Below are 17,813 nucleotides of genomic sequence, written 5' to 3' on the forward strand. Positions count from 1 at the left end.
GTCAGTTCTCCTTCCCGGCAGCCGAGATCAGCTCGGCCACGGCGTTGATCGAGGTCAGGTCCGCCAGTTCCTCGTCGTCCAGAGCCCGGCCGAGGTACTCCTCGCAGGCGAGCGCCAGCTTGATCAGCTCGCCGGAGTTGACCCCGGCGCGCGCGAAGTCGCTGTCGTCGGTGAGCCGGTCGAGGAAGGCCGCGGTGTCCAGGCTGGCCCCGACCAGCGTGCGGGCGGTGCTCATGCGGTCCTCCTCGGGCGGGCGCCGACGCCGGCCATCGCCCAGTAGGGGGCGGGCGCGTCGGCGAAGTAGACCAGCGGCTGCGCGCTCTCGGTGCGGCACGGCAGCAGCCGGTTGAAGCGGCCGCCGAAGCAGGCCTCGGCGAACTCGGGGGACTCGGCGACGCCCCTGGTCCGGTCGCCGAGCTTGGAGACGAAGCCGAAGACCGGGTCGAGCGACTTGTACACGCCGTCCTCGAAGACCTCGCACCAGGCGTGGTCGCTGCCGAAGAGCCCGAGCAGGTAGCCGCGCCGGGCGCGGGCCTGGTACCCGCGCTCCAGCAGCATGTCGGTGAGCAGCCGGGAGGCGACCACGCAGTCCGCCACACCCAGGCCCCAGGCCCGGTGGTGGTCCTCGCGCAGTGCCTCGGGGACGGTCTGGTAGAGCACGTCCCGGGCGGCCAGCGTGTTGACCACCTCGTCCCAGACGGCCCGGACGGCCGGGTCGTGGACGGTCCGGTCGGCGCCGGTGAGGCGGACGGCGATCTCGTAGCCGCCCTCGGCCAGCGGGCCGTCCGGCAGGCGCTGCCCGTCCAGCAGTTCGACCCCGGGGGCCTGGTCGTCGGGCAGCCGGACGCTGACCTCGGGCAACCGGGCGGCCGAGCCCTGCGGCGCCCCGGCGGCGGTACGGGCCGGGTGCACCCCGACCTCCCAGGAGCGCGGCTCGAACCAGCTCGGCCGAGCGGTGGCGGCGAAGCGCATCAGGAAGCGCAGCCCGAGTTCGGGGACGGTCTGGCCGGTGCCGCAGAACATCCCGACGTTCATCAGGTCGTCGTAGTCGAAGAGCAGGGCGCCCTCGGTGTCGCGGCTGTGCGGCAGGCCGGCCGCGGCGAGTCTGCCGACCTGGTCGGGGGTGGCCCGCAGGGCGCGGGCGGCGGTGTCCACGCCGGTGTCGTAGCGGGCGATGTCCTTCGGCGCGGTACGGAACCGGCCGACGGCGTGGACGAGGGCCTCGGGCTGGGCGAGTTCGACCGTCATGCCCGGGCGCTCCTTGCCACCAGGTCGGCCACGAAGCCGGCCAGTTCGGCGACGGTCGCGGTCTCGAAGAGGAAGTCGTCCGGGATGACCACGTCGCACTCGTCCTCGATCTCGGTGATCGCGCGCAGGGCCTTGACCGATTCGATACCGGGGACGGCCGAGAGCGGCTTGGCCGGGTCGATGGCCTCGACCGGGACACCGGAGTGGCCGGCCAGGGCGGTCCGGACGACGCCGAGGATGCGGACGTCGTGGCGGGCCTGCAGGTCGCTGCTGGTGATGCTCATGTGGTGGTTCCCTTCGATGAGTTGGCCAAGGAGGCGGCCGTGGTCGCCGGCTCGCGGTAGAGCAGGGCGGCGGCCGAGCGCTTGACCTTGCCGGAGCTGGTGAACGGGATGCTGGACGGCGCCACCGGGCAGACGTCGGCCGAGCCGAGGCCGAGCCGCCCGGCCAGCCGGGTGCGGATCTCCTGGCTGACCTCGGCGGCCTGGCCGGGGTCGAGCTTGGTCTCCCAGAGCACGACCATCCGCTCGTCACCGTCCGAGCCCCAGGCGAAGGCGGCGCAGTGCCTGCGGTCCACGCCGGGGGTGTTGCGCACGATGTCCTCGACGTCCTCGGCGTAGTAGTTGTGGCCGTGGACGATCGCCATCGCCTTGATCCGGCCGACCACGTAGAGCTCGCCGTCGAGCTGGAAGCCGATGTCGCCGGTGCGCAGCCAGCCGTCCGGGCTGAACGGCTGCTGCTCGGGGGCGAGCCCCAGGTACCCGGAGGTGACGGAGGGGCCGCTGATCTGGACCTCGCCGACGGTGCCGGCCGGCAGCGGCTGGCCGGGGCGGTCGGGGTGGGCGATCCGGACCCGCACTCCGTCCACCGGGGTGCCGCAGGAGACCACGCTGCGCGCCTGCGGGTGGTCCGCCGGGAGCGGCGTGACGTGGGCGCCCGGTGTGAGTTCCAGCCGGTCGACGTCGATGCTGCGGTACTGCGCGAACGGTCGGCCGGTGCTGACGATCAGCGTGGCCTCGGCCAGCCCGTACTGCGGCTGGACGACCTGCGGGCGCAGCCCGGCCGGCCCGAAGGCGGCCTGGAAGGCGTGCAGGCTGCGCAACTGGACGGGCTCCGAGCCGTTGCCGGCCAGCCGCCAGCGGGACAGGTCGAGCCCGTCCGGCAGGCCCTCGGCCGCGGCCGCGGCCGTCAGGTGGTCGTAGAAGAAGTTCGGCGCGGGCGCGGCGGTGGCCCCGGCCTCGGCGAACGCGGCCAGCCAGCGCAGCGGCCGGCGGACGAAGTCGCCCGGCTGCCACAGGTGCACCCTGCTGCCCCGGCGCAGCGCGTTCAGCAGGGTGAACAGGCCCATGTCGTGGAAGAGCGGGAGCCAGAGCCCGAGGTGGTCCTCGGGGGACCACTCGGTGCCCGAGGCGATGGCGTCCAGGCCGGCCGAGACGGCCGCGTGCCCGAGGACGACGCCCTTGGGAGCGGAGGTGCTGCCGGAGGTGTACTGGATGACCGCCGGGGTGTCGCCGCCGAGGCCGGTCGGCGGCAACTCGGCGTGATCGGCCGGGGGTTCGGCGATGTCGATGATCCGAAGCCCGGGGACGACCAGCCGGATCCGGTTCAGGATCCGATGGCCGACCGAGCCGTCCACCAGGATCGCGTCCAGCGAGGCGTCCTCGGAGATCCGCCGGATGTGCTCGGCGTAGGCCTCCACGCCGCCGAAGGCCACCGGGAGGGCCAGCGGTACGGCGGCGGCGTCCAGGCGCAGCAGCGCGAGCAGGCCCCGGACCCACGGCTCGCCGTTGGCCATCAGCAGCCCGGCGCGGCGCACCGGGCGGCCGGAGTCGGCGGCGTCCGGGGAGTCCGGGCCCGCGCCGACCAGCAGCGCACCGGCGGTCCGCTCGGCACGGTCGAGCAGCTCGGGGCCGGTGACCGGGCCGCAGTCCCGGGACGGGGTGTGCAGCACGGTGCCGTCGTGCACGGATTCGGCCAGCAGGTGCCAGAGATGGGTCATCGTCGTCACCGGGCCCCGGCGAGGGCGGCCGAGCGGCCGAGGCGGCTGCCGAGCCGCTGGCGCAGCACCGCGCGACGGACCTTGTACGAGCCGGTGACCGGCATGGCCTCCCACTCCCAGAAGCAGACGGTGAGTTCGGGCAGACCGACCTCGGCCGCCACCGCGTGGAACCGCTCGCGGTCCGGGACCGAGCCGGGGCGCGGGCAGGCGACGGCGAAGATCCCGCCGTCCTCGGACTTGATCAGCACCAGCTCGACCAGTTCGGGCAGCGCCTCCAGCAGCCGGTCCTCCTTCTCCAGCAGGCTGTCCACGCCGTCCACGTGCTCGACCTCGCGGTCCAGCAACTCAAGTGATCCGTCCGCCAGTTGACGGCCGATGTCGCCCATCGGCCACCACGAGTCCTCGGGCGGCATGGCCGGCCCGCCGACATAGCCGCGCATCCGGCCGGTCGAGCGGGTCTCGATCCGGCCCGGCGTGCCGGCGGGGACGGGCGCGCCCGCCTCGTCGACGATCCGGACCTCCATCCCGCCGCCCGAGTGGCCGACGTTGCGCGGCGAGTAGTGCGCCGACTCGTCCCGGGTGACGACGCGCAGGCTGATCGGGCCCGACTCGGTCTGCCCGTACGCCTGGAGGTAGTGCGCTCCGGGCTGGTCGGAGGCGCTGAGCAGGGTGCGCACGGTGCGCGGGTGCATCGCGTCGAAGGTGCTGATGAACCGCTCGACGCCGCCGAACGGACGGTCGGGGTCGGCGGCCAGCTGCTCCCACTGGATGAAGATGTTCGGGTGGGTCTCCACCGAGGTGGGGCGGTGCTCCAGCAGCAGCCGCTTGACGTTCTCGGGCGACGGGTCGGCGATGGAGAGCGAGGCCATCGACGTCTCCAGCGAGGCGAGCGTGCCGGCGCAGGTCCGGGCGTGCACGAAGGAGAGGTGCTTGGCGTTGAGGTCGGCCGGGTTGTACTGGTCCCGGAAGATCATGATCATCGGGGCGACCATGCCGAACAGCGACCGCGTCGAGTGCGCGGCGAGCTTCGGCGCGCCGGTGGTGCCCGAGGAGTGGGTGATGACGAACCAGTCGTCCTCGTCGCGCGGGGCCGCGACGTGCGGGGCGCGGTCCTGCACCGGGAGCACCCAGTCGGCGTCGGTGGGCTCCAGCGACAGCACGCTGCGGGTGAGCAGGCTCAGCGCGTGCCGGTGCTCGGCCAGGCGGGCCAGGCCGAGTGAGTCGACCAGCACGTACGGGTTGCCCAACCGGGCGAAGCACTCGAGGAGTTCGCCGGTCTCCATCGCCGACGAGAGCAGGGCGGGCAGCGCGCCGATCCGGCCGAGCGCGCACATCACGCCCTCGACCTCGATGTGGTTGCGCTGCACCACCGCGACGGTGTCCCCGCGCCGGATGCCGGCGGCCCAGAAGCGGTCCGCGTAGTCCTCGACGGCTACGGCGAACTCGGCGAAGGTGGTGACCGGGCCGTCGTACGTCCGCCAGGGAAGGTCGGAGCGGAACGGGGTGTCGGGGTGCTTGGCCGCGGCGATCTCGGGCAGCACGCCCAGCGGCGCGGTGGGCTGCGGAACGGTGCCCAGCTGGAGTGCGGATACGTCAGGCATGCGGATTCCCTCTGCTCGGCATTGCTGATGGCACGCCGGAGTACGGCGTGTCTGGATGTGGGGGGTGTCAGCGCTCGGTTCGGCACTCCGGAGGTCGTCCGGACGGGGGCGAAAAGCCCGACACCGGATAAGAGCGAGGGGAGACCTGACACACTCCACCGATCCTCGAGAATTTCTCCGGACTTCGGTTTGGGGCTCGCAGGGAGCGTTCCGGCGGTTTGGCTCCTCTTATCGGGTATGAGTCGAGCAGAGCTCCAACCGGCCCTGGAGGAACAGGCCCTCACCCCATGGGAGATCGCCGCCCCCCTGGTGCGCGCCGCGCAGGCGGGCGACGTGATAGCGCTCAACGACCTGATGGAGCTGCTGCTTCCGTACGTCGGGCGGCTGTGCCGTCCGATCGCCCTGGCCGAGAGCGCGGACGCCATACAGGAGGCGCTGATCGTGGTGTTCCGGGGAATCGGGGGCCTGAAGGACCCGAGCGCGCTGTACGGCTGGGTGCGCACCATCACCGTCCGGGAGGCCGTCCGGGTGGCCCGCCGCGCCTCCCGCGAGACGCCGGTCCCCGATGTCGGCGACCAACCGGTACTGGCCGACAGCGAGTTGGCCACCGACGTGCACGACGTCCTGGGCCGGCTCTCGTCCGAGCACCGGGCGATCCTGGTGCTGAGGGAGTTGGAGGGGCTGAGCGAGCAGGCGGCGGGCGAGGTGCTGGGGCTGGCCCGAGGCACCGTCAAGTCGCGGCTGAGCCGGGCCCGTAGCAGCTTCCGTACGGCCTGGACGGCGTGAGAAACCGGGGGCGGCGGCCCGCGATGACCGCCGCCCCCGGGCCGGTTCAGGCGGGGGTCTCGAAGAGCTCCAGGGCGGCCCTGGCGACCACCTCCGGCCGCTCCTCGTGCAGGTAGTGCCCGCAGCCGGGCACGGCGGTGGTTCGCAGCGCGTCGGCGTTGCGCTCCCCGCCCGGCAGCACGCTGGGCGGCAGGACGAAGTCGTGCTCCCCGGTGAGCAGATGGGTCGGCGTGCTGAGTCGCAGCTTGCGGTACCGGCCGAGCGCCAGGCTCGCCACGTCCCGCAGCGCGAAGGCGCGGTGCAGGGCCTCGCCCGCCCTGGCGGCGCCCGGCTCGGCGCTCGAGGACACGAACTCCTCCAGCGCGCCGCCGCCCCAGACGGACTGGTCGACCACGCCGCGGCGCAGCAGGTAGCGGGTGAACCCCGGCCGGTGGCGCAGCAGGTAGCGGCCGAGCAGTGGTGCCTCCAGCAGCGCGGTGTACCAGAACCGCCAGGACTGCGGCGCCAGCCGGTGGTGCAGCGGCCAGGGGTGCACGATGTTCAGTGCCAGGAACTGCCGGAAGCGCTCGGGTGCGCGCAGGCAGAGCATGAACCCGACCCAGGCGCCCCACTCGTGCCCGATCAGCCGGACGGACGGCAGCTCCAGCGCGTCCATCAGGGCCAGCACGTCGTCGGCCCTGGTGCCGGTGTCGTACCCGTGGGCGGGGGCGTCCGACCAGCCGAAGCCGCGCAGGTCCGGAATGATCAGCCGGTACCGGTCCGACAGCAGCGGGGCGACCCGCCGCCAGGCGTACCAGTGCTGGGGGAACCCGTGCAGCAGCAGCACCGGCTCGCCCTGGCCGACCTCGGCGACATGCAGGCGGACCCCGCCGATGTCGACGAATCGGTGGCGCACACCGGGCAGCGGCGGGAAGGGCCTGGCCCCGTCGGGGGTGGTGACGGTCATCGGTACGGCTCCCTGGCTGGTCGGGACCGGGAGCCCGTGCTCCCGGCGGTTGCTGTGTCCTGTCAGGAGGGCCGGGCAGGGGACGAGGTTCCCGTGGAAATCCCTCGGAACCTCCGGGCGGGCCGCCCCCTCCTGTTTCCGTGACGGCTTATCCGATGCCGATGGAACTCGACGACCAGGGAGAACGACGTGCGAAGCAGGCGAGGACTCGCGGAAGCGGCCGGGCGCTGGAGCGCCACCCATCGATGGACAGCGGTGCTGCTCTGGGTGCTGTTCGTGGTGCTGGCGACCGTCCTGGGCGGGGCGGTCCAGCCCAGGACCCCGACCGCGGCCGAGTTGACGAACGGCGAGGCCCAGCGGGCCGAGCACATCCTCGATCAGGCCGGGCTCACGCTGCCCGCGCACGAGGTGGTGTTCATCCAGGACAGTACCGGGACGGTCGAGTCGGCCCGGTTCCAGGCCGCGGTGAAGGACACCGTCGCCGCGGTGAACGGCACCGGCAAGGTCACCCATGTGGTCTCGCCGCTCGACCCGGCCGGGCAGGCCGCGGTCTCGGCGGACCGGCACTCGGCGCTGGTGCAGTTCGACATGGCGGGTGACGGGCTGACCGCGAAGGACAGGGTCCAGCCGGTGCTGGACGCGGTGGCCAAGGTGGCCGGCTCCTACCAGGGCATGCGGGTCGAGCAGTTCGGCGAGGCCTCGTTCGCCCACAGCTACGGCACCAAGCTGAACACCGACTACTCCAATGCCGAACTCCTGTCGTTCCCGGTGACCTTGGGCATCCTGCTGGTCGCGTTCGGCGCGGCGATGGCAGCCCTGGTGCCGGTGCTGGTGGCCGTCACCGTGGTCACCGCCGCGAGCGGACTGCTGGTGGTGGCAAGCCAGTTGGTCCCGATCGACCAGAACGGCAGCTCGGTGATGTCGCTGATCGGCATCGCCGTGGGCGTCGACTACTCGCTCTTCTACCTCAGGCGAGTCCGCGAGGAGCGGGCGCTCGGCCGGACCACCGAGGCGGCCGTGACCGCCGCGGCCGCCACCTCGGGCCGCTCGATCCTCGTCTCCGGTCTCACCGTGATCGTCTCGCTGGCCGGCCTCTACCTCTCCGGCAACGGGATCTTCCTGGGCATGGCCACGGCCACGATCACCGTGGTCGCCGTCGCCGTGGCCGGCTCGCTGACGGTGCTGCCCGCGCTGCTCTCGCTGCTCGGCGACCGCATGGACAAGGGCAGGATCGGGCTGCGACGCAAGTCGGCTACGGGTTCCGGGCGTTCCGGTGTGCTCGACCTGGTGCTGCGCCGGCCCGCCGCCGCGGTGCTGCTGTGCGCGGCCTTCCTCGGGGCGCTGGTCGTTCCGGCGTTCTCGCTGCACACCTCGGACCCGGGCGTCAGTGACCTGCCCAAGGGCAGCCTGGCCGCCCTGCAGACCTACGACCGGATCCAGCAGGCCTTCCCGGGCGCGTCCTCCCCTGCGAAGATCGTCATCAAGGCCGACGGACTCACCGGCCCGGCCGGTACGGCCGCGCTCGACCGGCTGCGGCAGGCCGTCACCTCGACGCCCGGCCTGCGCGGCCCGGTCACCTTCGACGCCGACGGCACCGGCAAGGTCGGCGTGGCCACCGTCGGCCTGGACGGCAACGGCACCGACCGGACCTCCGTCGCCGCCCTCGACACGCTGCGCCGCACCGTCGTCCCCCGCGCCTTCGGTGATCTGGCGGGCGCGCAGATCGCGGTCGGCGGCACGACCGCGAACTCGGTCGACAGCAGCAAGCACCTCTCCGACAGCACGCCGTGGGTGGCCGGCTTCGTCCTGCTCTTCACCTTCGCCGTGATGCTCTTCTCGTTCCGCTCGCTGGTGATGGCCGCGCTGACCCTGGTGCTCAACCTGGTCTCGGTCGGGGCCGCCTTCGGCCTGGTCGTGGTGATCTTCCAGCACCACTGGGCCGAGGGGCTGCTCGGCTTCACCTCGACCGGCGGCATCGCCTCCTGGGTCCCGCTCTTCCTGTTCGTCTTCCTCTTCGGGCTGTCGATGGACTACCACGTCTTCGTGGTGAGCCGGATCCGCGAGGGCCGGGACCGCGGCCTCAGCACCGCGCGGGCCGTCGCTGAGGGCATCAAGGGCACCGCCGGGGTCGTCACCAGCGCCGCCGTCGTCATGGTGGCCGTCGCGGCGGTCTTCGGAGCGCTGCCCCAGCTGTCCATGAAGGAGTCCGGCGTCGGAATGTCGGCGGCCGTGCTGATCGACGCCACGCTGGTCCGGGCGGTCCTGCTGCCCGCCGCGCTGACCCTGCTGGGAGACCGCAGCTGGTACCTGCCGCGTCTGCTGCGCAGGCTCCCGGGCGGTCACGGCGGTCACGGCACTGGGCCGGCCCCGGCCGTGGATGCCGTACCGGAGCACGAGTCATCCGTGGCCCTCGTCGTCTGAGGCTCCGCCAGTAGGTGAGCGAGCAGGGACGGACAGGGGCGCGGGGAACTGCGCGAAGCGGCGGGGCGCACGTGGTGGCCCTCCGGTTTCGCACAGTTCCCCGCGCCCGTCCTGGTTGTCCGACCCTCATCAGGGCTAAGACCGACCGGCAAATGGAGGGTGGGAGAAGGAGCGGGTCGAGGGCCGAGTCCAGGCGGTGCCGACGAAGGAGCCCTGGCGACTGAGGAGAAGCCGTCTGGGGGAGAGCCATCGGCCCGCGACGCCGCCCTCCATTTGCCGGTCGGTCTAAGTCGGCAGTGCCCAACTGAGTACGCCCCCGGCCGTCCGCCGCACGGTGACCTGGACGGCGAGGTCCGGCCGCGCCACCGGGGAGGCGTGCCAGCCGTCGGGCCCGGCGGTCAGCCGGATCGCCCGCAGACCCGGCAGGGCGTCACCGTCGACCAGCGGGCTGAGCGCCTTGAAGGCGGCCTCCTTGGCCGAGTACAGCGCCAGCAGCCGCTCGGTCGCGTCCGGGGCCGCCGGGTCCAGCAGGCCGCTCTCCGCCGGGCCGAGGACCAGGTGGGCCGCCGCCAGGGGCGGGCCGCTCAGCTCCAGGTCGATCCCGACCGTACGGAAGTGCTCGGCCGGCCCGGCCAGCGCCACGGCCACGCCCTGCGAGTGGCTGATCGAGGCGCGCACGCCGACCGGGAGCCTCGGGCGCGGCCCGTCGCAGAGCACCGGGCCGCGGTCCAGGCCGACCGCATCCAGAGCACGGTGCAACGCCTCACGCCCCGCCAGGAATTCGACCCTGCGGCGCTCGGGAAAGGCCGCTGCGAACCGCTGCTCCACCCGGTGCCCACCCCCGCCTCCCAATTCCCGCACATAGGTCACGGCGAAACCGAGTCCGGTATCGCGGAGTTCATGCCAACTCTGCTCCGGCCCGGCATTCTGGTGCGCATCCACGCGAATTCTCCTGTCGTCCCACAACGGGCGTGATGCCCTCATGGGGACAGAGGCCCGGAGCGGCCCGGGCGCTCCCGGCGGAGCGCGGAATAGCGCCGAACACCCGGAATGCAGTTACTGATGAGTACTTCTACTGATGAGTACTGGCCGGAATTGGATGAGACGGCCCCCCCGGACCAAGATCTGCTAGTGTTCCCGCGGTGTGATGGCACGTGGCCCGCTGTACGCCGTCGAAACGGTCTTTCAGCGTGGTCCGTGAACGGGGACCAACGACGGGGGATATGTCGATGGCGGGTACGCATGGACGACAACAGGACGATCTGGCCGGACTGGTACGAAAAGCTCAGCGGGGCGATGTCATCGCGATGGGCGAGCTGTTGGAGTTGCTCGAACCCTATGTCGGGCGGGTATGCGCGCCGATAGCCCTGCAGGAGGCCGCAGATGCGGCCCAGGAGTCGATGATCGCGATTTTCCGGCGACTCGACCAACTCAAAACTCCTGAAGCCCTGTTCGGCTGGGCCAAGGCCATCGCGGCACGGGAGGCCGTCCGGGTCGTGACACGCAGTCGACGAGTCCCGGCAGCCGAGGTGGTCGAGGAGCCCGACCCCAGCGACGCCGAACTCGCCGCGGACATCCGCGACGCCCTGGGTCGCCTCACTCCGGAGCACCGAGCAGTGCTGACGATGCGTCATATCCAGGGCCTGGACGAGCAGGCGGTCGCCGGCATTCTCAATGTCCCGATCGGGACGGTGCGTTCCCGGCTCTTCCGGGCCCGCTCCATCTTCCGCAAGTCCTGGCTCGAAGGCAATCGAGCCTGAACGCGACTGGGCCTGAAGGCAGTTGAGCCGAGCCGGGACGCATCCTGCGTCCCGGCTCGGCTCAACTTGCCTACGGCCGCCGCCGTCAGGCGGTCTCCGCTGCGATCTTGGCGCGCACCCGATGCTCCAGGCGGTCCATCATCACCAGGCCCTTGCGCTTCACAGCGGCCGGGAACAGCTGCCGGACCACCTGAGTGCCGGGCAGCCGCAGGCCGCCGAAGAGCGCGAACCGCACCCCGTCCGGATCCGGCACTGCGGCCATCCCGCCGACCACCGCGCTGCTCTGCATCAGGCACCAGCCGGGCCTCAGCACGATGTCGAAGTGCTCCCGGTGCCCGATCGCACTGGTCGCCACAGCACTCAGTCGGTCACTCCCCGGCACGGCCGGCGAGACGCTGAAGGACCTCAGGCCGGAGATGAACCCCGGTAGTTCCCCCTCCAGATCAGCGGCCACCGACCAGACCTGGTCGAAAGACCCGGGCAGAACGCGTTCCTCGAACAGTCGATGTCCGCCCGCCGTCGCGAGTACTCGTAGCCGGCGCACCGAATCCAGCTCGACCGAAGGCCAGTCCGGCCGAGTCTGCTCGGCCGACCCTTCACTGCTGCTCATCATTCCCTCCCTGGACCAGCTGCTCCGTCAGAGTGACGGGGCAGCATCCGCGAGGCCTTCCATTCGTAGCGGCTGCCGACAACCAGGGATGCGGACCGTGCCCTGCGCCGGATGGGGTAGACCTCCCCACCGTACAAGAGTCCTCGCGGTGTCGAAGTACTCCCCGTCACCCGTGGATTTCCTCAAGAAATGCAGGGAGTATCCGGGCCGCAACGCCACTCTTTCGAAATGAGCCCCCCAGGACGAAAGAGGTCGGCAGATGGACCGGAACAACGATCGCCCGCCACGCGGGCTCCCGGACGGGATCCCCTGGCGGCCGATGGCCCGCTCCGGCCGGCTTGCCGCTCTCCCGCTCGGATACGCGGGGAGATCGGCGGTCAAGGTCGGACGGCGGCTGCTCGGGCAGTCCGCCGAGGCGCTCACCGAGGAGTTCCAGCGCCGCACGGCCGAGCAGCTGTTCTCGGTTCTCGGCGAACTCAAGGGCGGCGCGATGAAGGTCGGGCAGTTGCTGTCGGTCTTCGAGGCGGCGCTGCCCCCGGCCGTGGTCGCGCCGTACCGCACTGCCCTTGCCCAACTTCAGGATTCCGCACCACCGTTGGGGATCGATCTGCTGCGCGGCATGCTGGCCGAGGAGCTCGGCGACTCCTGGCGGGAGTTGTTCACCGAGTTCGACGAGACCCCGGCGGCGGCGGCCTCGATCGGGCAGGTGCACCGGGCCCGCTGGCACGACGGGCGGGAGGTCGCCGTCAAGATCCAGTACCCGCATGCCGGCGAGGCCCTGCTGGGCGACTACGACCGGATCTCCAAGCTGCTGCGGATCCTCACCCTCCCCTACCCCGGACTCGAGATCGGGCCCATGGTGCAGGAGTTGAAGAGCCGGGTGGCGGAGGAGCTGGACTACCGGCTGGAGGCCGCCGCACAGCAGAGCTTCGCCGAGGCCTACGCGGACGACCCCGACATCCACGTCCCGGGTGTGGTCGCCCACACCGGCCGGGTACTGGTGACCGAGTGGCTGACCGGCCGGCCGCTGGCCGATGTGATCACGCACGGCACCCAGCAGGAGCGCGACACCACCGGGCTGCGCCTGATCCGCTTCCTGCTCTCCGGGCCGGCCCGGGCAGGGCTGCTGCACGCCGACCCGCACCCCGGGAACTTCCGGGTGCTGCCGGACGGCCGGCTCGGCGTCCTGGACTTCGGCGCGGTCAAGCGGCTGCCCGAAGGGCTCCCGCGCACCCTTGGCACCCTTCAACGGCTCGCCCACGAGGGGGGTTTCGGGGCTGCCGAGGAGTTGATGCGTTCCGTCGGCTTCATCCGGCCCGGGTCGGCGCCCGGCCCGGACGTGGTCGCCGCCTTCCTCGCCCCGCTCGCCGTCCCCGCGGCACACGAGGAGTTCCACTTCACCCGCGCCTGGCTGCGTACCGAGCTGGCCCGGGTGGCAGGGCCGGACAGCCGGGGGCTGATCCGGCAGCTCAACCTGCCGCCGTCCTACGTGTTGATCAACCGCGCGATAACGGCGGGCAGCGCCGTGTTGTGCCAGCTCGACTGCACCGTTCGGTTCCGTGCCGAGGCGTTGCGCTGGCTGCCCGGCTTCGCGCCTGACGTCGCACCTGACGTCGCACCTGAACTCGCACGTGAACTCGCACCTGGCGTCGCACCTGAAGGAGTGTCGGCATGAGCAGCGGTTGGGACTTCCTCCCGTCGGCGTCGCTCGCCCCCGGTGAGGCCGGCCCGGACTCCGGACTGCTGGCCCCCACCTGGGCGGGTACCCCGGTCGAGACGCTGACCGGTGACATCGCCTGGTTGCAGGCGATGCTCGACGCCGAGGCCGCCCTGGCCCGGGCACAGGCGCAGCTCGGCCTGATACCGGCTGCGGCGGCGCAGACCATCACCGTCCAGGCGCGGGCCTCCTCGCTGGACCTGGTCTCGATCGCCAGGGGAGCGCGCGAGGCGGCCAACCCGGTGGTGGGCTTCGTCAGGGAGTTCACCCGGGTCGTCGAGTGCGCTGACCCGGACGCCGGGAGTTACGTCCACTACGGCTGCACCAGCCAGGACATCATGGACTCGGCGGCGATGGTGGTCTGCCGGCGTGCGCTGGCTCTCGCGGAGTCCGATCTGGTCGGGATCGCCGCGGCCCTGGCCAGGCTCGCCCAGCGCCACCGCGACACCCCGATGGCCGGCCGGACACTCGCCCAACACGCGGTGCCGATCACCTTCGGGGCGAAGGCGGCGGGCTGGCTCCAGCTGGTGCTGGACGCGACCGACCGGCTCCGCCGCCTGCTCGACACCGGACTGCCGGCCCAACTCGGCGGAGCTGCGGGCACGCTGGCCTCGTACGCGGAGATCTGCCGGTCCCGTGGGACGGGCAGCGCCCTCGAACTGTCCGCCCGTTACGCCGCCGAGCTCGGCCTCGCGTCGCCGCCGACCGCCTGGCATGTCGTCCGCACACCGATCGCGGACGTGGCGGCTGTGGCGAGCCTGGTCACCGGGGCGCTCGGCAAGATCGCGCTGGACGTGCAGCTGATGTCCCGGACCGAGGTGGCCGAAGTGGCCGAGCCGGCCGCGGACGGCCGGGGAGCCTCGTCGGCCATGCCGCAGAAGCGGAACCCGGTGCTCAGCACCCTGGTTCTCACGGCCGCGCGTCAGGTACCGGTCTACGCCCTCGTGCTGAACCAGAGCCTGCTCGCCGAGGACGAGCGACCGGCCGGCGCCTGGCACGCCGAGTGGCAGCCGCTGCGGGAGTGCCTGCGGCTGGTGGGCGGAGCGACCCATACGGCGCTGGAGCTGCTCGCCGGGCTGGAGGTCGACGCCGAACGGATGGCGGCCAACCTGCGGCTGACGGGTGGCTCGGTGGTCTCGGAGCGGCTGGCACTGGTGCTGTCACCCGTCCTGGGCCGGGCCGCCGCCAAGCAGACCCTGACCCGGGCCACCACCGAGTCCACCGCCACCGGGCAGCCGCTGCCGCAGGTGCTCGCGGCCCTGCTGCCGCCAGGCACCGAGGCCGCCTGCGGCGACCTCGACAAGCTCACGGACCCACGGGACTACCTCGGCGAGTCGGGCACCACCGTGGACCGCGCCCTCGCGCGCCACCGGTCCTCCGAGGAGACCGACGGCGTCACTCGTGTCCGGCCATGAGGGGATTGAAGGCCGCCGGCCTGTGGTAGCACTTGCTGGCATGACGGAGAGGCATACCGAGCGCGGCAGTTATCACCACGGTGCCCTGCCCGAGGCGCTGGTCGCGGCGGCGTTGGCGCTGCTGGACGAGGCGGGGCAGGACCGGGTGACCATGCGGGAGGTGGCGCGGCGGGCCGGGGTCTCGGCGGGGGCGCCGTTCCGGCACTTCCCGGATCGGCAGGCGCTGCTGACGGAGGTGGCGGACCGGGTGCTGGCCGACTTCGAGCAGTGGCAGCTGGCCGAGATCGAGGGGAGCGAGGGGACGGCGATGCGGGCGCTCGGGCTGGGGTTCGTCCGGTACGCGATCCACCATCCGCACCGGTTCGCGCTGGTCCGCTCACGGGTGTTCACGGCCTCCCGGCAGCCCGAGTTGCGCCAGCGGCTGGCCGGGATCGACGAGGCGCTCACCGAGTTCATCGTCGCGGACCAGCACGCGGGCCAACTGCGCCCCGGGGACCCGGCGCTGGTGGCGCTGGCGGGTCAGGCACTGACGTACGGCCTGGCACAGATGATCATCGACGGGTATCTGCCGCCGGAGAAGGCGGAGGAGCTGACCGCGCAGGTGCTGGACACCTTCGGTAAGGGAATTGCCAACCCTCGCTGACCGCAACGGATTTGGGCGTGCAGGGAACCTTGACCGGGATGTCGGGCGCTGATGTAATCACCGCTTACATAGGTGGTACGGAAAGCTGGAGGCACACGTGTTCGCCAAACCGACACCGGGATTCACCACCGCAGCCGCCACCGGAGACACCGTGGTGCTGCTGATCGGGATGCGCATCAACCGCTTCTGGGCCGTCCATCACTGGGTGCCGGTGATGGCGGCCATGTTCCGGATGCTCCACGACCTGGCCAAGGAGCCGGCGCGAGGCCTGCGCGGGCGCGTCCTGCTGACCGCCTCGCCGCGCACCTACTACGTCGTCCAGTACTGGGAGTCCGGCTCGCGGCGGATCACCCGGAACAGTTCGGCTACCGCCTCGCGGATCTGCTCGTTCGGGATCGCCGGAGGCTGTTGGACGAGGTCATGGCTCCCCTCCCGCCCTGCGGTCGCGTGGGCGACCTCCGCGCCGGCCGACGGCTGATCGGCCTGCTCAGCGGGGAGGGAGGGTTCTTGGTACCGGTTCTTTACAAGACAGGCGCCAGTAAGGCCGGTCGTCGCCTGACCGGAAACCGGACGGGGGACACCCGGTATCGCCAGCTGTGGGGTGTCGTAGACGTGGGCCTCGGAGCGGACGGTGCCGTCGGGCATCCGGATGATCTCGACCCGGTAGTACCCGGCCTCGGTCAGCTCCTTCAAGGCCTTGCGGATCGTCCCGCGCCCCTGCGGGCTGGAGTCGGCCATGTGTCGACCGTCCTCGCGCCAGCCGTCCGGGCGAGAGAGGAGGTCGGCCAGCAGTCCGCGGGCGGTGTAGGTGAGCCTACGGTCCTGCAGCAGGCTGTTGGGCAGCACCGTGAAGTTACGCATGTGGGCGTTACGATGTACGCGCATCGGGAGTTACAGCTCCTGTTGCCGGACCCCGGGGTGTTAGCGCACCGCCGGGGTCGCCTATTTTTGGTTGGACTACGGAACGTATCACAACGTCCAGGCACGCAAGGCGTGTTGGCGCCAGCGGGCTTGATCACATCGCTAGGCGGCCGAACGGGCGGCCCGGGCTACTGCTCGTAGGCCCAGGCACGGCCGGTCTGGCGGTACTCCTCGACGGGGATGGGGCTGACGCCGGCCCGCATCCGTGCGACGTAGAGGAGCCCGTCGAGGTGGTCGATCTCGTGGTGGACCAGCCGGGCGAGCCCGCGTTCGTAGGTGGTGGTGACGGTCCGGCCGTCCAGCGTCGTGGTCTCCACGGTGATCCGCAGCGGGCGAGGGACCAGGCCGCGGACGTCGAAGAAGGACAGGCAGCCCTCGAACTGCTCGTCCGTCTCCTCGGAGCCTTCAGTGATACGGGGGTTCAGGAGGATGATCGCCGGCGCGTCGGCCTCGGCGGGCCGCACGATGGCGGCGGCGCGGCCGATGCCGATCTGCGGTGCCGCGATGCCCATCCCTTTGGCGAAGGGGTGGATCTGCCCGATTCGGTCCATTGAGGCGAACAGCTTCTCGATGACCTGCTCGGCAGCCTCCCGCTCGGCGGGCACGTCGAAGGGGCTGGCGGGCTCGGCGAGGACGGGGGCGCCTTGCTGTACGACGCCGAGGTCACGCATCTGCTCGCTGGGCCGCACCTGGATCACCTGAACTCCCCTTGGGTCGTGTCGCGTTCGGGTCGTGCCCGAAATCGCCATTCCAGACGGTACCGGGCGTGGACTGCGGGCGTGGACGTGCTCCAGGAGAAGACGCGCGTACTGTCCTCCTCGCGCCGGATCGGTGCGGTCCGCAGCGGCGCCGCCTCGGCAGTCATGGAGGTCTCGGTACCCCACACCACCGGGTCAAGCTCGGCAGGAAAGGCGAGTTCGACTTCCAGGTGCTCGGTGGGAAGGCGGACTGCCCGTTGGAACCAATGGCCCCACTTCTCGTCGCCGACGGAGTACGCGTACTCGATCCACACCGACTCGCCTGGGTACAGCGGGTAGCGGCCCTGGTCGTTCTCGAAGAGCAGCCACACTTCCTTGAACGCATCGCGGTCGTGCTTTGCCTGCCAGCGCATCTCCTCGCCGCGGCAGGTGGCCGTCAGTGCCAGCTCGTCCCAGGTCAGCGGGTGCTCGCGGTAGTGCGCGTTGGAGCGCTCGGGCTCCCCGGGGTAGCGGTCGACGCTGATCCGGATCAGGTAGCGGGTGATCGGCTCGCTGCCAGTGTTCCGCAGCAGCCGGCGCATCGTCAGCCGGTAGAGGCTGCCGTCGTAGTCGAGGCGGGCCGCGTCGTGCTCCACCACGATCGCTGACCCCGTCGCGTACGGCTGCTCTGCCCTCCTGGGGGCGGGCGGAGCCGTGGCCGGGGTGGTGCGGGCCTTGGCGGCCTCGTAATCCAACCAGCGCTTCCAGATGGCCTTGCCCGCGTTCAGAACCTCCTCCGCGCGGCGGGCGAAGTCCTCGGTCGGCTTGTGCCGCCCGGACTCCACGTGGCTCACGTAGGACGGATCGAAGCCCATCTTCCCAGCGAGCTCCCGCTTGGGCAGGCCCCGCACCTCGCGCCAGTAGGCGACCTCCGCCGCGAACGCCTCGGCGGCCTGTTCCGTCGTGATGGCCTCGTCCTGCGCGTCCATCAAAGCCCCCGCTCTGGCTGCCGCGTGAGATGAATGAACCGTGAGTGATCTCGATTCATCATTCTGTCACGGATCCTGTT

17 protein-coding genes and 1 pseudogene are annotated in these 17,813 nt (G+C 71.6%); 7 read left to right on the plus strand and 11 right to left on the minus strand.

All coding sequences use genetic code 11. The features are described 5' to 3' along the window. Position 1 precedes the first annotated feature (1 nt). Genes P3T37_RS17755 through P3T37_RS17775 form a run of 5 tightly spaced genes read right to left on the minus strand, consistent with a single transcriptional unit; the run spans position 2 to position 4,848 of the window. Entirely contained in the window at positions 2-235 is a 234-nt protein-coding gene (locus tag P3T37_RS17755) for an acyl carrier protein (protein ID WP_280724659.1), read from the minus strand. Next, a complete protein-coding gene (locus P3T37_RS17760; RefSeq protein WP_280724660.1) occupies positions 232-1,248 on the minus strand; it encodes a hypothetical protein in 1,017 nt (338 codons plus the stop codon). Before P3T37_RS17760 ends, P3T37_RS17755 begins: the two co-directional genes overlap by 4 nt. Next, a complete protein-coding gene (locus tag P3T37_RS17765) occupies positions 1,245-1,532 on the minus strand; it encodes an acyl carrier protein (RefSeq protein ID WP_280724661.1) in 288 nt (95 codons plus the stop codon). Before P3T37_RS17765 ends, P3T37_RS17760 begins: the two co-directional genes overlap by 4 nt. Further along, on the minus strand, positions 1,529-3,247 hold the full coding sequence (locus P3T37_RS17770; RefSeq protein WP_280724662.1) for an AMP-binding protein: 1,719 nt from the start codon (positions 3,245-3,247) through the stop codon (positions 1,529-1,531). Before P3T37_RS17770 ends, P3T37_RS17765 begins: the two co-directional genes overlap by 4 nt. A gap of 5 nt (positions 3,248-3,252) precedes the next feature. After that, positions 3,253-4,848, minus strand: a complete 1,596-nt coding sequence (locus P3T37_RS17775) for a class I adenylate-forming enzyme family protein (protein ID WP_280724663.1) — start codon at positions 4,846-4,848, stop codon at positions 3,253-3,255. A gap of 237 nt (positions 4,849-5,085) precedes the next feature. Here P3T37_RS17775 and P3T37_RS17780 point away from each other — a divergent pair, with 237 nt between their 5' ends. Then, entirely contained in the window at positions 5,086-5,634 is a 549-nt protein-coding gene (locus tag P3T37_RS17780; protein ID WP_280724664.1) for an RNA polymerase sigma factor, read from the plus strand. A 46-nt stretch (positions 5,635-5,680) separates the two neighbouring features. Here the strand turns inward: P3T37_RS17780 and P3T37_RS17785 are convergent, their stop codons facing one another. Continuing rightward, a complete protein-coding gene (locus P3T37_RS17785) occupies positions 5,681-6,580 on the minus strand; it encodes an alpha/beta hydrolase (RefSeq protein WP_280724665.1) in 900 nt (299 codons plus the stop codon). A gap of 189 nt (positions 6,581-6,769) precedes the next feature. On the opposite strand from P3T37_RS17785, the gene P3T37_RS17790 reads away from it, so the two are divergent. Next, positions 6,770-9,001 (plus strand): MMPL family transporter, encoded by a 2,232-nt coding sequence (locus P3T37_RS17790; RefSeq protein WP_280724666.1) that lies wholly within the window; start codon positions 6,770-6,772, stop codon positions 8,999-9,001. 285 nt (positions 9,002-9,286) lie between these two features. Here the strand turns inward: P3T37_RS17790 and P3T37_RS17795 are convergent, their stop codons facing one another. Next, the gene (locus tag P3T37_RS17795) at positions 9,287-9,829 is read right to left on the minus strand and encodes a 4'-phosphopantetheinyl transferase superfamily protein (RefSeq protein WP_280724667.1); all 543 of its coding nucleotides are present in this window, start codon (positions 9,827-9,829) and stop codon (positions 9,287-9,289) included. 401 nt (positions 9,830-10,230) lie between these two features. Here P3T37_RS17795 and P3T37_RS17800 point away from each other — a divergent pair, with 401 nt between their 5' ends. Further along, positions 10,231-10,761, plus strand: a complete 531-nt coding sequence (locus P3T37_RS17800; RefSeq protein ID WP_280724668.1) for a sigma-70 family RNA polymerase sigma factor — start codon at positions 10,231-10,233, stop codon at positions 10,759-10,761. 85 nt (positions 10,762-10,846) lie between these two features. On the opposite strand, the gene P3T37_RS17805 is transcribed toward P3T37_RS17800, so the two are convergent. Next, on the minus strand, positions 10,847-11,371 hold the full coding sequence (locus tag P3T37_RS17805) for a hypothetical protein (protein ID WP_280724669.1): 525 nt from the start codon (positions 11,369-11,371) through the stop codon (positions 10,847-10,849). Between the two features lie 259 nt (positions 11,372-11,630). Between P3T37_RS17805 and P3T37_RS17810 the strand changes: the two genes are divergently transcribed. The 4 genes and pseudogenes from P3T37_RS17810 to P3T37_RS17825 form a co-directional block, all read left to right on the plus strand. Further along, positions 11,631-13,046 carry an AarF/UbiB family protein gene (locus P3T37_RS17810; RefSeq protein WP_280724670.1) on the plus strand — a complete coding sequence of 472 codons (1,416 nt, stop codon included), beginning with the start codon at positions 11,631-11,633 and terminating at the stop codon, positions 13,044-13,046. Further along, the gene (gene pcaB / locus P3T37_RS17815; RefSeq protein WP_280724671.1) at positions 13,043-14,503 is read left to right on the plus strand and encodes a 3-carboxy-cis,cis-muconate cycloisomerase; all 1,461 of its coding nucleotides are present in this window, start codon (positions 13,043-13,045) and stop codon (positions 14,501-14,503) included. Before P3T37_RS17810 ends, pcaB begins: the two co-directional genes overlap by 4 nt. Before the next feature lie 40 nt (positions 14,504-14,543). Further along, the gene (locus P3T37_RS17820) at positions 14,544-15,146 is read left to right on the plus strand and encodes a TetR/AcrR family transcriptional regulator (protein ID WP_280724672.1); all 603 of its coding nucleotides are present in this window, start codon (positions 14,544-14,546) and stop codon (positions 15,144-15,146) included. Between the two features lie 97 nt (positions 15,147-15,243). After that, positions 15,244-15,480 (plus strand): annotated as a pseudogene (locus P3T37_RS17825) (DUF4188 domain-containing protein); the annotation flags it as partial. On the opposite strand, the gene P3T37_RS17830 reads toward P3T37_RS17825, so the two are convergent. From P3T37_RS17830 to P3T37_RS17840, 3 genes are all read right to left on the minus strand, one after another. Then, positions 15,456-16,031, minus strand: coding sequence for a hypothetical protein (locus tag P3T37_RS17830; RefSeq protein ID WP_280724788.1), 576 nt, complete (start codon positions 16,029-16,031; stop codon positions 15,456-15,458). The pseudogene P3T37_RS17825 and the gene P3T37_RS17830 overlap by 25 nt on opposite strands. Positions 16,032-16,195: 164 nt before the next feature. Further along, positions 16,196-16,765: a peptide deformylase gene (locus P3T37_RS17835; protein ID WP_280724673.1), complete on the minus strand. Its 570-nt coding sequence runs from the start codon at positions 16,763-16,765 to the stop codon at positions 16,196-16,198. Continuing rightward, positions 16,762-17,733 carry a helix-turn-helix transcriptional regulator gene (locus tag P3T37_RS17840; protein WP_280724674.1) on the minus strand — a complete coding sequence of 324 codons (972 nt, stop codon included), beginning with the start codon at positions 17,731-17,733 and terminating at the stop codon, positions 16,762-16,764. The genes P3T37_RS17835 and P3T37_RS17840 overlap by 4 nt, the downstream gene beginning before the upstream one ends. Positions 17,734-17,813 lie beyond the last annotated feature (80 nt).

The organism is Kitasatospora sp. MAA4 (assembly GCF_029893355.1).
Taxonomy (GTDB): Bacteria; Actinomycetota; Actinomycetes; order Streptomycetales; family Streptomycetaceae; genus Kitasatospora.

Excerpts from the sequence above, each read along its gene's own strand:
- P3T37_RS17770 (WP_280724662.1), bottom strand. The coding sequence starts at position 3,247 with ATGACCCATCTCTGGCACCTGCTGGCCGAATCCGTGCACGACGGCACC.
- P3T37_RS17765 (WP_280724661.1), bottom strand. The coding sequence starts at position 1,532 with ATGAGCATCACCAGCAGCGACCTGCAGGCCCGCCACGACGTCCGCATC.
- P3T37_RS17805 (WP_280724669.1), bottom strand. The coding sequence starts at position 11,371 with ATGAGCAGCAGTGAAGGGTCGGCCGAGCAGACTCGGCCGGACTGGCCT.
- P3T37_RS17810 (WP_280724670.1), top strand. The coding sequence starts at position 11,631 with ATGGACCGGAACAACGATCGCCCGCCACGCGGGCTCCCGGACGGGATC.
- P3T37_RS17760 (WP_280724660.1), bottom strand. The coding sequence starts at position 1,248 with ATGACGGTCGAACTCGCCCAGCCCGAGGCCCTCGTCCACGCCGTCGGC.
- P3T37_RS17785 (WP_280724665.1), bottom strand. The coding sequence starts at position 6,580 with ATGACCGTCACCACCCCCGACGGGGCCAGGCCCTTCCCGCCGCTGCCC.
- P3T37_RS17775 (WP_280724663.1), bottom strand. The coding sequence starts at position 4,848 with ATGCCTGACGTATCCGCACTCCAGCTGGGCACCGTTCCGCAGCCCACC.
- P3T37_RS17800 (WP_280724668.1), top strand. The coding sequence starts at position 10,231 with ATGGCGGGTACGCATGGACGACAACAGGACGATCTGGCCGGACTGGTA.
- P3T37_RS17830 (WP_280724788.1), bottom strand. The coding sequence starts at position 16,031 with ATGCGCGTACATCGTAACGCCCACATGCGTAACTTCACGGTGCTGCCC.
- P3T37_RS17820 (WP_280724672.1), top strand. The coding sequence starts at position 14,544 with ATGACGGAGAGGCATACCGAGCGCGGCAGTTATCACCACGGTGCCCTG.
- P3T37_RS17780 (WP_280724664.1), top strand. The coding sequence starts at position 5,086 with ATGAGTCGAGCAGAGCTCCAACCGGCCCTGGAGGAACAGGCCCTCACC.
- pcaB (WP_280724671.1), top strand. The coding sequence starts at position 13,043 with ATGAGCAGCGGTTGGGACTTCCTCCCGTCGGCGTCGCTCGCCCCCGGT.
- P3T37_RS17755 (WP_280724659.1), bottom strand. The coding sequence starts at position 235 with ATGAGCACCGCCCGCACGCTGGTCGGGGCCAGCCTGGACACCGCGGCC.
- P3T37_RS17840 (WP_280724674.1), bottom strand. The coding sequence starts at position 17,733 with ATGGACGCGCAGGACGAGGCCATCACGACGGAACAGGCCGCCGAGGCG.